24 protein-coding genes are annotated in these 11,761 nt (G+C 50.5%); all 24 read left to right on the plus strand.

What is annotated here, in order from left to right; translation table 11 throughout:
- Positions 1-162 precede the first annotated feature (162 nt).
- On the plus strand, positions 163-357 hold the full coding sequence (gene bfd / locus HA48_RS18485) for a bacterioferritin-associated ferredoxin (RefSeq protein ID WP_128602630.1): 195 nt from the start codon (positions 163-165) through the stop codon (positions 355-357).
- 103 nt (positions 358-460) lie between these two features.
- Positions 461-943, plus strand: coding sequence for a bacterioferritin (gene bfr / locus HA48_RS18490; protein ID WP_128602631.1), 483 nt, complete (start codon positions 461-463; stop codon positions 941-943).
- Between the two features lie 314 nt (positions 944-1,257).
- Positions 1,258-1,569: a 30S ribosomal protein S10 gene (rpsJ, locus tag HA48_RS18495; protein WP_006120582.1), complete on the plus strand. Its 312-nt coding sequence runs from the start codon at positions 1,258-1,260 to the stop codon at positions 1,567-1,569.
- Between the two features lie 32 nt (positions 1,570-1,601).
- Entirely contained in the window at positions 1,602-2,228 is a 627-nt protein-coding gene (rplC, locus tag HA48_RS18500) for a 50S ribosomal protein L3 (RefSeq protein WP_128602632.1), read from the plus strand.
- A gap of 10 nt (positions 2,229-2,238) precedes the next feature.
- The gene (rplD, locus tag HA48_RS18505) at positions 2,239-2,844 is read left to right on the plus strand and encodes a 50S ribosomal protein L4 (protein ID WP_128602633.1); all 606 of its coding nucleotides are present in this window, start codon (positions 2,239-2,241) and stop codon (positions 2,842-2,844) included.
- Positions 2,841-3,143, plus strand: a complete 303-nt coding sequence (gene rplW, locus HA48_RS18510; RefSeq protein ID WP_010618574.1) for a 50S ribosomal protein L23 — start codon at positions 2,841-2,843, stop codon at positions 3,141-3,143. The genes rplD and rplW overlap by 4 nt, the downstream gene beginning before the upstream one ends.
- Before the next feature lie 17 nt (positions 3,144-3,160).
- Complete coding sequence (rplB, locus tag HA48_RS18515) at positions 3,161-3,982, plus strand: 50S ribosomal protein L2 (RefSeq protein WP_128602634.1); 822 nt, start codon at positions 3,161-3,163, stop codon at positions 3,980-3,982.
- Positions 3,983-3,998: 16 nt separating this feature from the next.
- On the plus strand, positions 3,999-4,277 hold the full coding sequence (gene rpsS / locus HA48_RS18520) for a 30S ribosomal protein S19 (protein ID WP_001138115.1): 279 nt from the start codon (positions 3,999-4,001) through the stop codon (positions 4,275-4,277).
- A 13-nt stretch (positions 4,278-4,290) separates the two neighbouring features.
- The gene (rplV, locus tag HA48_RS18525) at positions 4,291-4,623 is read left to right on the plus strand and encodes a 50S ribosomal protein L22 (RefSeq protein WP_007891659.1); all 333 of its coding nucleotides are present in this window, start codon (positions 4,291-4,293) and stop codon (positions 4,621-4,623) included.
- A 17-nt stretch (positions 4,624-4,640) separates the two neighbouring features.
- Positions 4,641-5,339 (plus strand): 30S ribosomal protein S3, encoded by a 699-nt coding sequence (gene rpsC / locus HA48_RS18530; protein ID WP_034830744.1) that lies wholly within the window; start codon positions 4,641-4,643, stop codon positions 5,337-5,339.
- Between the two features lie 12 nt (positions 5,340-5,351).
- On the plus strand, positions 5,352-5,762 hold the full coding sequence (gene rplP / locus HA48_RS18535; protein WP_015962145.1) for a 50S ribosomal protein L16: 411 nt from the start codon (positions 5,352-5,354) through the stop codon (positions 5,760-5,762).
- Positions 5,762-5,950 carry a 50S ribosomal protein L29 gene (gene rpmC, locus HA48_RS18540; RefSeq protein ID WP_039330894.1) on the plus strand — a complete coding sequence of 63 codons (189 nt, stop codon included), beginning with the start codon at positions 5,762-5,764 and terminating at the stop codon, positions 5,948-5,950. Before rplP ends, rpmC begins: the two co-directional genes overlap by 1 nt.
- On the plus strand, positions 5,950-6,204 hold the full coding sequence (gene rpsQ, locus HA48_RS18545) for a 30S ribosomal protein S17 (protein WP_081134621.1): 255 nt from the start codon (positions 5,950-5,952) through the stop codon (positions 6,202-6,204). The genes rpmC and rpsQ overlap by 1 nt, the downstream gene beginning before the upstream one ends.
- Before the next feature lie 168 nt (positions 6,205-6,372).
- Positions 6,373-6,744, plus strand: a complete 372-nt coding sequence (gene rplN / locus HA48_RS18550) for a 50S ribosomal protein L14 (protein WP_006120590.1) — start codon at positions 6,373-6,375, stop codon at positions 6,742-6,744.
- A gap of 10 nt (positions 6,745-6,754) precedes the next feature.
- On the plus strand, positions 6,755-7,069 hold the full coding sequence (rplX, locus tag HA48_RS18555; RefSeq protein WP_034830741.1) for a 50S ribosomal protein L24: 315 nt from the start codon (positions 6,755-6,757) through the stop codon (positions 7,067-7,069).
- A 14-nt stretch (positions 7,070-7,083) separates the two neighbouring features.
- Positions 7,084-7,623 (plus strand): 50S ribosomal protein L5, encoded by a 540-nt coding sequence (gene rplE / locus HA48_RS18560; protein ID WP_013510763.1) that lies wholly within the window; start codon positions 7,084-7,086, stop codon positions 7,621-7,623.
- Positions 7,624-7,637: 14 nt separating this feature from the next.
- Positions 7,638-7,943, plus strand: coding sequence for a 30S ribosomal protein S14 (gene rpsN, locus HA48_RS18565; RefSeq protein WP_128602635.1), 306 nt, complete (start codon positions 7,638-7,640; stop codon positions 7,941-7,943).
- A gap of 32 nt (positions 7,944-7,975) precedes the next feature.
- A complete protein-coding gene (gene rpsH / locus HA48_RS18570) occupies positions 7,976-8,368 on the plus strand; it encodes a 30S ribosomal protein S8 (protein WP_128602636.1) in 393 nt (130 codons plus the stop codon).
- Positions 8,369-8,380: 12 nt separating this feature from the next.
- Positions 8,381-8,914, plus strand: coding sequence for a 50S ribosomal protein L6 (rplF, locus tag HA48_RS18575; RefSeq protein ID WP_128602637.1), 534 nt, complete (start codon positions 8,381-8,383; stop codon positions 8,912-8,914).
- A gap of 9 nt (positions 8,915-8,923) precedes the next feature.
- Complete coding sequence (gene rplR, locus HA48_RS18580; protein ID WP_128602638.1) at positions 8,924-9,277, plus strand: 50S ribosomal protein L18; 354 nt, start codon at positions 8,924-8,926, stop codon at positions 9,275-9,277.
- A 14-nt stretch (positions 9,278-9,291) separates the two neighbouring features.
- Positions 9,292-9,792 carry a 30S ribosomal protein S5 gene (gene rpsE, locus HA48_RS18585; RefSeq protein ID WP_128602639.1) on the plus strand — a complete coding sequence of 167 codons (501 nt, stop codon included), beginning with the start codon at positions 9,292-9,294 and terminating at the stop codon, positions 9,790-9,792.
- A gap of 5 nt (positions 9,793-9,797) precedes the next feature.
- Complete coding sequence (rpmD, locus tag HA48_RS18590; RefSeq protein WP_013510758.1) at positions 9,798-9,977, plus strand: 50S ribosomal protein L30; 180 nt, start codon at positions 9,798-9,800, stop codon at positions 9,975-9,977.
- A 3-nt stretch (positions 9,978-9,980) separates the two neighbouring features.
- A complete protein-coding gene (gene rplO / locus HA48_RS18595) occupies positions 9,981-10,415 on the plus strand; it encodes a 50S ribosomal protein L15 (protein ID WP_128602640.1) in 435 nt (144 codons plus the stop codon).
- Between the two features lie 7 nt (positions 10,416-10,422).
- On the plus strand, positions 10,423-11,754 hold the full coding sequence (gene secY, locus HA48_RS18600) for a preprotein translocase subunit SecY (protein ID WP_039380787.1): 1,332 nt from the start codon (positions 10,423-10,425) through the stop codon (positions 11,752-11,754).
- Positions 11,755-11,761 lie beyond the last annotated feature (7 nt).

Below are 11,761 nucleotides of genomic sequence, written 5' to 3' on the forward strand. Positions count from 1 at the left end.
CTAATGCGGTGGCTGCTTAGGTAGCCACTGAAGTATAAAAAGAGCACTTCGGTGCTCTTTTTTTTATGCCTGATTTTTGCCAATTCCACACAAAAGCTACGTTGAAATAAAAACCATTCTCATTTACAATTTGATCATAAATTGTACTGGAGCGACAGGTTAATGTACGTCTGTTTGTGTAATGCGGTAAGTGATAAAACGCTGCGTGAAGTCGTACGCCGCTATCAGCCCAAATCGATTCAGCAGTTACGCCAGCTGGTCCCGGTTGGGAAGCAGTGTGGTAAGTGCATACGTGCTGCACGGGAAATCATGGATGATGAAATGAAAAATGCGCCTCTTTATAAAGAGATAGCATAAACAATACGCTGCATCAGCATAATAACCCCAAAAACAGTCGCGTTTTTTTGACTTCTTTTTATCCGCATCTACGCTCTATTTAACGTGAAGCGGAGGAAGCAAAATGAAGGGCGATAGCAAAGTCATAACGCATCTCAATAAATTGCTGGGAAATGAGCTGGTTGCAATCAACCAGTACTTCCTGCATGCGCGCATGTTCAAAAACTGGGGGTTAATTCGCCTCAATGATGTTGAGTACCATGAATCGATCGATGAGATGAAGCATGCGGACAAATACATCGAACGCATTCTGTTCCTTGAAGGTATCCCTAATTTGCAGGATCTGGGCCGGCTGCGAATCGGCGAGGACGTGCCTGAAATGCTGCAGTCAGATCTGGCGCTTGAACTGGAAGGGGCGAAAGATTTGCGGGAAGCTATCGCCTGGGCTGACAAAGTTCATGACTATGTGAGCCGCGACATGATGATTGAGATACTGGCGGAAGAGGAGCACCACATTGACTGGCTGGAGACAGAGCTCGATCTCATTCAAAAAATAGGTCTGCCAAATTATTTGCAGGCCCAGTTAAAGGAAGAGGGCGACGCTTAACGTTATTCTGTTCGCAACGTTCTGTTTGAAAGGCCCGCCACGCCACTGCGGGCTTTTTTATCTTCATCCGTGTACTTTTCAGGTTAAAAACACAGCACGGGTTGCTTCCTGAACAGATTTACGTATAATGCGCGGGCCTGCCGATATTGGTGCGGCGCGATTCGAGCAGAATCGCAGGCGATAGCGAGTTATGTATCGCCTGACAATACTCCCGATTGGGGAGTTATATGCTGAACGATTACACTCCCCCATCAATCGTAATGGGTGTGGGTAGTAATTCTTTTCGTTTATAAAATGTTTGGAGCCTTGGTCTCATGTCGAACCAAAGAATCCGTATCCGTCTTAAAGCGTTTGATCATCGCCTGATCGATCAATCAACCGCGGAAATCGTCGAGACTGCCAAGCGCACTGGTGCGCAGGTACGTGGTCCGATCCCGCTGCCAACTCGCAAAGAGCGCTTCACCGTTCTGATCTCTCCGCACGTTAACAAAGACGCGCGTGATCAGTACGAAATCCGCACTCACAAGCGTCTGGTAGACATCGTTGAGCCAACTGAAAAAACCGTTGATGCTCTGATGCGTCTGGACCTGGCTGCCGGTGTTGACGTGCAGATCAGCCTGGGTTAATCAGGTCATCGAGCGATTGAGAGGTTGATACAATGATTGGTTTAGTCGGTAAAAAAGTGGGCATGACGCGCGTCTTCACTGAAGAAGGCGTTTCAATCCCAGTAACCGTAATCGAAGTTGAAGCAAACCGCGTTACCCAGGTCAAAGGTCTGGAAAACGACGGTTACCAGGCGATCCAGGTTACCACCGGTGCTAAAAAAGCAAACCGTGTTGGTAAGCCGGAAGCAGGTCATTTTGCTAAAGCTGGCGTTGAAGCTGGCCGTGGTCTGTGGGAATTCCGCACCGAAGGTGAAGAGTTCACTGTTGGCCAGAGCATCAGTGTTGAGATTTTCGCTGACGTTAAAAAAGTAGACGTTACCGGTACCTCTAAAGGTAAAGGTTTCGCAGGTACCGTTAAGCGCTGGAACTTCCGTACCCAGGACGCTACGCACGGTAACTCCTTGTCTCACCGCGTTCCGGGTTCTATCGGTCAGAACCAGACTCCGGGCAAAGTGTTCAAAGGCAAGAAAATGGCTGGTCAGCTGGGTAATGAGCGCGTAACCGTTCAGAGCCTGGAAGTGGTACGTGTTGACGCTGAGCGCAACCTGCTGCTGGTCAAAGGTGCTGTTCCGGGTGCAACCGGCAGCGACCTGATTGTTAAACCAGCTGTGAAGGCGTAAGGGGATAGCAATGGAATTAGTACTGAAAGACGCGCAGAGCGCGCTGACTGTTTCCGAAACTACCTTCGGTCGTGATTTCAACGAAGCGCTGGTTCACCAGGTTGTTGTTGCTTATGCCGCAGGTGCTCGTCAGGGTACTCGTGCGCAGAAGACTCGTGCTGAAGTAACTGGTTCAGGCAAAAAGCCATGGCGTCAGAAAGGCACCGGCCGTGCGCGTTCAGGTTCTGTTAAGAGCCCGATCTGGCGTTCAGGTGGCGTGACCTTCGCTGCGCGTCCACAGGACCACAGTCAAAAAGTTAACAAAAAGATGTACCGCGGCGCGCTGAAAAGCATTCTGTCCGAACTGGTACGTCAGGACCGTCTGATCGTTGTCGAGTCGTTCTCTGTAGAAGCGCCTAAAACTAAGCTGCTGGTACAGAAACTGAAAGACATGGCGCTGGAAGACGTGCTGATCATCACCGGCGAACTGGATGAGAATCTGTTCCTGGCTGCGCGTAACCTGTACAAGGTTGACGTGCGTGATGCAGCGGGTATCGACCCAGTTAGCCTGATCGCCTTCGACAAAGTCGTTATGACTGCTGAAGCAGTTAAGCAAGTTGAGGAGATGCTGGCATGATCCGTGAAGAACGTCTGCTGAAAGTACTGCGCGCGCCGCACGTATCTGAAAAAGCATCTACCGCGATGGAAAAAACTAACACCATCGTTCTCAAAGTTGCTAAAGACGCGACCAAAGCAGAGATCGTTGCTGCTGTTGAGAAACTGTTCGAAGTAGAAGTTAAAGACGTAAACACCCTGGTTGTTAAGGGTAAAGTTAAGCGTCACGGACAGCGTATCGGTCGTCGTAGCGACTGGAAAAAAGCTTACGTCACCCTGAAAGAAGGCCAGAACCTGGACTTCGTCGGCGGCGCTGAGTAAGTCGGAGGAGAAAGACAATGGCAGTTGTTAAATGCAAACCGACATCTCCGGGTCGTCGTCACGTAGTTAAAGTGGTGAACCCTGAGCTGCACAAAGGCAAGCCTTTTGCCGCGCTGGTTGAGAAAAACAGCAAATCCGGTGGTCGTAACAACAATGGTCGTATCACTACCCGTCATATCGGTGGTGGTCACAAGCAGGCTTACCGTATTGTTGACTTCAAACGCAACAAAGATGGTATCCCGGCAGTTGTTGAGCGTCTTGAGTACGATCCGAACCGTTCTGCGAACATCGCACTGGTTCTGTACAAAGATGGCGAGCGCCGTTACATCCTGGCCCCTAAAGGCCTGAAAGCTGGCGACCAGATTCAGTCTGGCGTTGATGCTGCGATCAAAGCAGGTAACACCCTGCCTATGCGTAACATCCCAGTTGGTTCTACCGTACACAACGTAGAAATGAAACCAGGCAAAGGCGGTCAGATTGCTCGCTCTGCTGGTGCTTACGTGCAGATCGTTGCGCGTGAAGGTTCCTACGTTACCCTGCGTCTGCGTTCAGGCGAAATGCGCAAAGTCGAATCCGAATGTCGCGCAACCCTGGGCGAAGTCGGTAACGCTGAGCACATGCTGCGCGTTCTGGGTAAAGCCGGTGCAACCCGTTGGCGCGGTGTTCGTCCTACCGTTCGCGGTACTGCGATGAACCCAGTCGATCACCCGCACGGTGGTGGTGAAGGTCGTAACTTTGGTAAGCACCCGGTAACTCCGTGGGGCGTTCAGACCAAAGGTAAGAAGACCCGTAGCAACAAGCGTACTGATAAATTTATCGTACGTCGCCGTAGCAAATAATTTTAGAGGATAAGCCATGCCACGTTCTCTCAAGAAAGGTCCTTTTATTGACCTGCACTTGCTGAAGAAGGTAGAGAAAGCGGTGGAAAGCGGTGACAAGAAGCCCCTGCGCACTTGGTCCCGTCGTTCAACGATCTTCCCTAACATGATCGGTTTGACCATCGCTGTCCATAATGGTCGTCAGCACGTTCCTGTCTTTGTTTCCGACGAAATGGTCGGCCACAAGCTGGGTGAATTTGCACCGACACGTACTTATCGCGGCCATGCTGCAGATAAGAAAGCCAAGAAGAAATAAGTAGGAGGAAGAGATGGAAACTATTGCTCAACATCGCCATGCTCGTTCTTCTGCTCAGAAGGTTCGCCTTGTTGCTGACCTGATTCGCGGTAAGAAAGTGTCGCAGGCTCTGGATATTCTGACTTACACCAACAAGAAAGCGGCTGTACTGGTTAAGAAAGTCCTGGAATCTGCCATTGCTAACGCCGAACACAACGATGGCGCTGATATCGACGATCTGAAAGTTGCGAAAATTTTCGTAGACGAAGGCCCAAGCATGAAGCGCATTATGCCGCGTGCGAAAGGTCGTGCAGATCGCATCCTGAAGCGCACCAGCCACATTACTGTGGTTGTGTCCGATCGCTGAGACTCTGGAGACTAGCAATGGGTCAGAAAGTACATCCTAATGGTATTCGCCTGGGTATTGTAAAACCATGGAACTCTACCTGGTTTGCGAACACCAAAGAATTCGCTGACAACCTGGACAGCGATTTTAAAGTACGTCAGTTCCTGACTAAAGAACTGGCTAAAGCGTCTGTATCTCGTATCGTTATCGAGCGTCCGGCTAAGAGCATCCGTGTGACCATTCACACCGCTCGCCCGGGTATCGTTATCGGTAAAAAAGGTGAAGACGTAGAAAAACTGCGTACGGTCGTCGCGAAAATCGCTGGCGTTCCTGCTCAGATCAATATCGCCGAAGTCCGTAAACCGGAACTGGACGCAAAATTGGTTGCTGACAGCATCACTTCACAGCTGGAGCGTCGTGTGATGTTCCGTCGTGCGATGAAGCGTGCTGTACAGAATGCAATGCGTCTGGGCGCTAAAGGTATCAAAGTTGAAGTTAGTGGCCGTCTGGGCGGTGCTGAGATCGCACGTACCGAATGGTACCGTGAAGGTCGCGTACCACTGCACACTCTGCGTGCTGACATTGACTACAACACCTCTGAAGCGCACACCACTTATGGTGTAATCGGCGTTAAGGTATGGATCTTCAAAGGTGAGATCCTGGGTGGTATGGCTGCTGTTGAACAACCGGAACCGGCTGCTCAACCTAAAAAGCAGCAGCGTAAAGGCCGTAAGTAAGGAGAGTCGCTGATGTTACAACCAAAGCGTACGAAATTCCGTAAAGTGCACAAAGGCCGTAACCGCGGTCTGGCGCAGGGTACGGATGTTAGCTTCGGTACTTTCGGTCTGAAAGCTGTTGGCCGTGGTCGTCTGACTGCTCGTCAGATCGAAGCAGCACGTCGTGCTATGACCCGTGCAGTTAAGCGTCAAGGTAAGATTTGGATCCGTGTATTCCCGGACAAACCAATCACCGAGAAGCCGCTGGAAGTGCGTATGGGTAAAGGTAAGGGTAACGTGGAGTATTGGGTTGCCCTGATCCAGCCAGGTAAAGTCCTGTATGAAATGGACGGTGTATCTGAAGAGCTGGCCCGTGAAGCCTTCAAGCTGGCAGCAGCAAAACTGCCTATCAAAACCACCTTTGTAACTAAGACGGTGATGTAATGAAAGCAAATGAGCTGCGTGAAAAAAGCGTTGAAGAGCTGAACACTGAGCTTCTTAACCTCCTGCGCGAGCAGTTTAACCTGCGCATGCAGGCAGCATCTGGCCAGCTGCAGCAGACCCATCTGCTGAAGCAAGTTCGCCGTGATGTTGCACGCGTTAAGACTTTACTGACTGAGAAGGCGGCGTAATGACCGATAAAATCCGTACTCTGCAGGGTCGTGTTGTTAGTGACAAAATGCAGAAATCTGCTGTTGTTGCTATCGAGCGTTTCGTGAAGCACCCGATCTACGGTAAATTCATTAAGCGTACGACTAAGCTGCACATCCATGACGAGAACAACGAATGCGGTATTGGTGACGTGGTTGAAATCCGCGAAACCCGTCCGCTGTCCAAGACTAAGTCCTGGACTCTGGTTCGCGTTGTAGAGAAAGCGGTTCTGTAATAGAATCCGTTTCCTCTAAAAACAAAATGAACGGCTCTAACGGGCCGTTCATTTTTTCTACCCATGTGCGAGAACCGGTGTTATAATGCCGCGCCCTCAATTATGGGGCTTTTTAACGACCTGAGGTTTGGGTCCCGAAGTAGTAGTTGACATTAGCGGAGCACTAAAATGATCCAAGAACAGACTATGCTGAACGTCGCCGACAACTCCGGTGCACGTCGCGTAATGTGTATCAAGGTTCTGGGTGGCTCGCACCGTCGCTACGCAGGCGTCGGCGATATCATCAAAGTGACCATCAAGGAAGCAATTCCGCGTGGCAAGGTGAAAAAAGGTGATGTCCTGAAAGCGGTAGTGGTGCGCACCAGGAAGGGTGTTCGTCGCCCGGACGGTTCTGTCATTCGCTTCGATGGTAATGCATGCGTTATTCTGAACAATAACAGTGAGCAGCCAATCGGAACGCGTATTTTTGGGCCGGTAACTCGTGAACTTCGTACTGAAAAGTTCATGAAAATTATCTCTCTGGCACCAGAAGTACTCTAAGGAGCGAGCAATGGCAGCGAAAATCCGTCGTAACGACGAAGTTATCGTGATTACCGGCAAAGACAAAGGTAAACGCGGTAAAGTAAAGAACGTCCTGACTTCTGGTAAAGTCATCGTTGAAGGTATCAACCTGGTTAAGAAACACCAGAAGCCGGTTCCGGCTCTGAACCAACCAGGCGGCATCGTTGAAAAAGAAGCTGCAATTCAGGTTTCTAACGTTGCAATCTTCAATGCGGCAACCGGCAAGGCTGACCGTGTAGGCTTTAGATTCGAAGAAGGCAAAAAAGTCCGTTTCTTCAAGTCTAATAGCGAAACTATCAAGTAATTTGGAGTAGTACGATGGCGAAACTGCATGATTACTACAAAGACGAAGTAGTCCAGAAACTCATGACAGAGTTTGGCTACAATTCTGTCATGCAAGTCCCTCGGGTCGAGAAGATCACCCTGAACATGGGTGTTGGTGAAGCGATCGCTGACAAGAAACTGCTGGATAACGCAGCAGCTGACCTGGCAGCAATCTCCGGTCAAAAACCGCTGATCACCAAAGCACGCAAATCAGTTGCAGGCTTCAAAATCCGTCAGGGCTATCCGATCGGCTGTAAAGTAACTCTGCGTGGCGAGCGCATGTGGGAGTTCTTTGAGCGTCTGATCACTATTGCTGTACCGCGTATTCGTGACTTCCGTGGCTTGTCTGCGAAGTCTTTCGATGGTCGTGGTAACTACAGCATGGGCGTTCGTGAGCAGATCATCTTCCCAGAAATCGACTACGACAAAGTCGATCGCGTTCGTGGTTTGGATATTACCATTACCACTACTGCGAAATCTGATGATGAAGGCCGTGCTCTGCTGGCTGCCTTTGACTTCCCGTTCCGCAAGTAAGGTAGGGTTACTTAATGGCTAAGCAATCTATGAAGGCACGCGAAGTTAAGCGTGCGAAATTAGCAGACAAGTTCTTCGCAAAACGCGTTGAACTGAAAGCGATCATCTCTGATGTGAACGCATCCGACGAAGACCGTTGGAATGCCGTTCTTAAGCTGCAGAGTCTGCCGCGTGATTCCAGCCCTTCACGTCAGCGTAACCGCTGCCGTCAGACAGGTCGTCCGCACGGTTTCCTGCGGAAGTTTGGGTTGAGCCGTATCAAGGTCCGTGAAGCCGCTATGCGCGGTGAAATCCCGGGTCTGAAAAAGGCTAGCTGGTAATTGTCACCATTTGAATCACGGGAGTAACACAGATGAGCATGCAAGATCCGATCGCGGATATGCTGACCCGTATCCGTAACGGTCAGGCCGCGAACAAAGTTGCGGTCTCTATGCCTTCCTCCAAGCTGAAAGTGGCAATTGCCAACGTGCTGAAGGAAGAAGGCTATATTGAAGATTTTAAAATCGAAGGCGACATCAAGCAGGAACTGGAACTGACTCTTAAGTACTTCCAGGGTAAAGCTGTGGTGGAAAGCATTCAGCGTGTTAGCCGTCCAGGTCTGCGCATCTATAAGAAAAAAGATGAGCTGCCAAAAGTTATGGCTGGTCTGGGCATCGCTGTAATTTCTACCTCTAAAGGTGTCATGACTGATCGTGCAGCGCGCCAGGCTGGTCTTGGTGGCGAAATTATCTGCTACGTAGCGTAATCGGAGGATAAAATGTCTCGTGTTGCAAAAGCACCTGTCGTTGTTCCTGCCGGCGTAGAGGTAAAACTCAACGGTCAGGAAATTTCGATCAAAGGCAAAAACGGCGAGCTGACTCGTACTATCAACAGTGCTGTAGAAGTTAAGCATGCAGACAACGCCCTGACTTTCGCTCCACGCGAAGGTTATGCGGATGGTTGGGCACAGGCAGGTACTGCTCGTGCGCTGCTGAACGGCATGGTTATCGGTGTTACCGAAGGCTTCACTAAGAAGCTGCAACTGGTTGGTGTTGGTTATCGTGCAGCTGTTAAAGGCAACTCTGTGAGTCTGGCCCTGGGCTTCTCTCACCCTGTTGACCATGCACTGCCGGCCGGCATCACTGCTGAATGTCCAACTCAGACTGAAATCGTGCTGAAAGGCGCTGATAAGCAGTTGATTGGCCAGGTTGCAGCTGATCTGCGCGCCTACCGTCGTCCTGAGCCTTACAAAGGCAAGGGTGTTCGTTACGCCGACGAAGTCGTGCGTACCAAAGAGGCTAAGAAGAAGTAAGGTAACACTATGGATAAGAAATCTGCTCGTATCCGTCGTGCGACCCGTGCACGTCGCAAGCTCAAAGAGCTGGGTGCTACTCGCCTGGTGGTACATCGTACCCCGCGTCACATTTACGCACAGGTAATCGCCCCGAACGGTTCCGAAGTTCTGGTTGCTGCTTCTACTGTAGAAAAAGCTATCGCTGAACAACTGAAGTATACCGGTAACAAAGACGCCGCTGCAGCTGTAGGTAAAGCTCTGGCTGAGCGCGCTATCGAAAAAGGCATCAAAGGTGTTTCTTTCGATCGTTCCGGTTTCCAATATCATGGTCGCGTCCAGGCACTTGCAGATGCTGCTCGTGAAGCTGGCCTTCAGTTCTAAGGTAGAGGTCTAAGATGGCACACATCGAGAAACAAGCTGGCGAACTGCAGGAAAAATTGATCGCGGTAAACCGTGTTTCTAAAACTGTGAAAGGTGGTCGTATTTTCTCCTTCACCGCACTGACTGTAGTGGGTGATGGTAACGGCCGCGTTGGTTTTGGTTACGGTAAAGCGCGTGAAGTTCCAGCAGCGATCCAGAAAGCGATGGAAAAAGCCCGTCGCAACATGGTTAATGTCGCGCTGACTCACGGTACCCTGCAGCACCCTGTTAAAGGTGCTCACACGGGTTCTCGTGTGTTCATGCAGCCGGCTTCTGAAGGTACCGGTATCATCGCCGGTGGTGCAATGCGCGCCGTCCTGGAAGTCGCTGGAGTACATAACGTTCTGGCTAAAGCCTATGGTTCCACCAACCCGATCAACGTGGTTCGTGCAACTATCGACGGCCTGGGCAATATGAAATCTCCGGATATGGTCGCTGCCAAGCGTGGTAAATCCGTTGAAGAAATTCTGGGGTAATCACGATGGCTAAGACTATTAAAATTACACAAACCCGTAGCTCAATCGGCCGCCTGCCTAAGCACAAAGCCACTCTGGTTGGTCTGGGTCTGCGTCGTATTGGTCACACCGTAGAGCGTGAAGACACGCCGGCAGTACGCGGTATGATCAACGCGATTTCCTACATGCTGAAAGTGGAGGAGTAAGAGATGCGTTTAAACACTCTGTCTCCGGCCGAAGGGTCTAAACACGCTTCTAAGCGCCTGGGTCGTGGTATCGGTTCTGGCCTCGGTAAAACCGGTGGTCGTGGTCACAAAGGTCAGAACTCTCGTTCTGGCGGTGGCGTACGTCGCGGTTTCGAGGGTGGTCAGATGCCTCTGTACCGTCGTCTGCCGAAATTCGGCTTCACCTCGCGTAAATCATTCGTGACTGCAGAAGTGCGCCTGTCTGATCTGGCGAAAGTGGAAGGCGGTATTGTTGACCTGAACACTCTGAAAGCAGCAAACATCATCGGTGTTCAGATCGAATTCGCGAAAGTGATTCTGTCTGGTGAAGTTTCTGCACCGGTAACGATTCGTGGTCTGCGTGTCACCAAAGGTGCTCGTGCTGCAATCGAAGCTGCTGGCGGTAAAATCGAGGAATAAGTAGCAGATGGCAAAGCAACCGGGATTAGATTTTCAAAGTGCCAAAGGTGGCTTTGGTGAACTGAAGCGCAGACTGTTGTTTGTAATCGGTGCACTCATTGTCTTCCGTATTGGCTCTTTTATTCCAATCCCCGGTATCGATGCCACTGTACTTGCCAAACTGCTTGAACAACAGCGTGGCACCATCATTGAAATGTTCAACATGTTCTCTGGTGGTGCACTCAGTCGTGCCTCAATCTTCGCGCTGGGTATTATGCCGTATATTTCGGCCTCTATTATTATCCAGCTGCTGACGGTGGTTCATCCCGCGTTAGCCGAGATTAAGAAAGAGGGTGAAGCTGGTCGTCGTAAGATTAGCCAGTACACCCGCTACGGCACTCTGGTTCTGGCCATATTCCAGTCGATCGGTATTGCTACCGGTCTGCCGAATATGCCGGGGATGCAGGGCCTGGTATTAAATCCGGGCTTTGCTTTCTACTTTACCGCTGTTGTAAGTCTGGTTACCGGGACAATGTTCCTGATGTGGCTGGGCGAACAGATTACTGAGCGTGGTATCGGTAACGGTATTTCGATCATTATCTTCGCGGGTATTGTTGCGGGTCTTCCGCCGGCCATTGGCCATACCATCGAGCAAGCGCGGCAAGGCGACCTGCACTTCCTTCTGTTGCTGTTGGTTGCAGTTCTTGTATTTGCAGTGACGTTCTTTGTTATTTTCGTTGAGCGTGGCCAGCGTCGTATTGTGGTCAACTACGCTAAACGTCAGCAGGGGCGTCGTGTATATGCTGCACAGAGCACACATTTACCGTTGAAAGTGAACATGGCGGGCGTAATCCCGGCGATCTTCGCTTCCAGCATTATTCTGTTCCCGGCGACGATAGCATCCTGGTTCGGGAGCGGTAGTGGTTGGAACTGGCTGACAACAATTTCGCTGTATTTGCAGCCAGGACAGCCGCTTTATGTGCTACTCTATGCGACTGCAATCATCTTCTTCTGTTTCTTCTATACGGCGTTGGTTTTCAACCCGCGTGAAACAGCAGATAACCTGAAGAAGTCTGGTGCATTCGTACCGGGAATTCGTCCGGGAGAGCAAACGGCGAAGTACATCGATAAAGTAATGACACGTCTGACCTTAATCGGCGCACTGTATATTACTTTTATCTGCCTGATCCCGGAGTTCATGCGTGATGCCATGAAGGTTCCCTTCTACTTTGGCGGCACCTCGCTGCTGATCGTAGTGGTCGTCATCATGGACTTTATGGCTCAAGTGCAAACTCTGATGATGTCCAGTCAGTACGAGTCTGCATTGAAGAAAGCTAACCTGAAAGGCTATGGCCGTTAATTCAGTA

Origin of the sequence: Pantoea wallisii, from assembly GCF_002095485.1 — a bacterium.
Classification (GTDB): domain Bacteria; phylum Pseudomonadota; class Gammaproteobacteria; order Enterobacterales; family Enterobacteriaceae; genus Pantoea; species Pantoea wallisii.

Excerpts from the sequence above, each read along its gene's own strand:
- rpsJ (WP_006120582.1), top strand. The coding sequence starts at position 1,258 with ATGTCGAACCAAAGAATCCGTATCCGTCTTAAAGCGTTTGATCATCGC.
- rplR (WP_128602638.1), top strand. The coding sequence starts at position 8,924 with ATGGATAAGAAATCTGCTCGTATCCGTCGTGCGACCCGTGCACGTCGC.
- secY (WP_039380787.1), top strand. The coding sequence starts at position 10,423 with ATGGCAAAGCAACCGGGATTAGATTTTCAAAGTGCCAAAGGTGGCTTT.
- rpmD (WP_013510758.1), top strand. The coding sequence starts at position 9,798 with ATGGCTAAGACTATTAAAATTACACAAACCCGTAGCTCAATCGGCCGC.
- rpsH (WP_128602636.1), top strand. The coding sequence starts at position 7,976 with ATGAGCATGCAAGATCCGATCGCGGATATGCTGACCCGTATCCGTAAC.
- rplD (WP_128602633.1), top strand. The coding sequence starts at position 2,239 with ATGGAATTAGTACTGAAAGACGCGCAGAGCGCGCTGACTGTTTCCGAA.
- rpsC (WP_034830744.1), top strand. The coding sequence starts at position 4,641 with ATGGGTCAGAAAGTACATCCTAATGGTATTCGCCTGGGTATTGTAAAA.
- rplP (WP_015962145.1), top strand. The coding sequence starts at position 5,352 with ATGTTACAACCAAAGCGTACGAAATTCCGTAAAGTGCACAAAGGCCGT.
- rplB (WP_128602634.1), top strand. The coding sequence starts at position 3,161 with ATGGCAGTTGTTAAATGCAAACCGACATCTCCGGGTCGTCGTCACGTA.
- rpsS (WP_001138115.1), top strand. The coding sequence starts at position 3,999 with ATGCCACGTTCTCTCAAGAAAGGTCCTTTTATTGACCTGCACTTGCTG.
- rplV (WP_007891659.1), top strand. The coding sequence starts at position 4,291 with ATGGAAACTATTGCTCAACATCGCCATGCTCGTTCTTCTGCTCAGAAG.
- rpmC (WP_039330894.1), top strand. The coding sequence starts at position 5,762 with ATGAAAGCAAATGAGCTGCGTGAAAAAAGCGTTGAAGAGCTGAACACT.
- bfr (WP_128602631.1), top strand. The coding sequence starts at position 461 with ATGAAGGGCGATAGCAAAGTCATAACGCATCTCAATAAATTGCTGGGA.
- rpsN (WP_128602635.1), top strand. The coding sequence starts at position 7,638 with ATGGCTAAGCAATCTATGAAGGCACGCGAAGTTAAGCGTGCGAAATTA.
- bfd (WP_128602630.1), top strand. The coding sequence starts at position 163 with ATGTACGTCTGTTTGTGTAATGCGGTAAGTGATAAAACGCTGCGTGAA.
- rplX (WP_034830741.1), top strand. The coding sequence starts at position 6,755 with ATGGCAGCGAAAATCCGTCGTAACGACGAAGTTATCGTGATTACCGGC.
- rplE (WP_013510763.1), top strand. The coding sequence starts at position 7,084 with ATGGCGAAACTGCATGATTACTACAAAGACGAAGTAGTCCAGAAACTC.
- rpsE (WP_128602639.1), top strand. The coding sequence starts at position 9,292 with ATGGCACACATCGAGAAACAAGCTGGCGAACTGCAGGAAAAATTGATC.
- rplN (WP_006120590.1), top strand. The coding sequence starts at position 6,373 with ATGATCCAAGAACAGACTATGCTGAACGTCGCCGACAACTCCGGTGCA.
- rpsQ (WP_081134621.1), top strand. The coding sequence starts at position 5,950 with ATGACCGATAAAATCCGTACTCTGCAGGGTCGTGTTGTTAGTGACAAA.
- rplW (WP_010618574.1), top strand. The coding sequence starts at position 2,841 with ATGATCCGTGAAGAACGTCTGCTGAAAGTACTGCGCGCGCCGCACGTA.
- rplF (WP_128602637.1), top strand. The coding sequence starts at position 8,381 with ATGTCTCGTGTTGCAAAAGCACCTGTCGTTGTTCCTGCCGGCGTAGAG.
- rplO (WP_128602640.1), top strand. The coding sequence starts at position 9,981 with ATGCGTTTAAACACTCTGTCTCCGGCCGAAGGGTCTAAACACGCTTCT.
- rplC (WP_128602632.1), top strand. The coding sequence starts at position 1,602 with ATGATTGGTTTAGTCGGTAAAAAAGTGGGCATGACGCGCGTCTTCACT.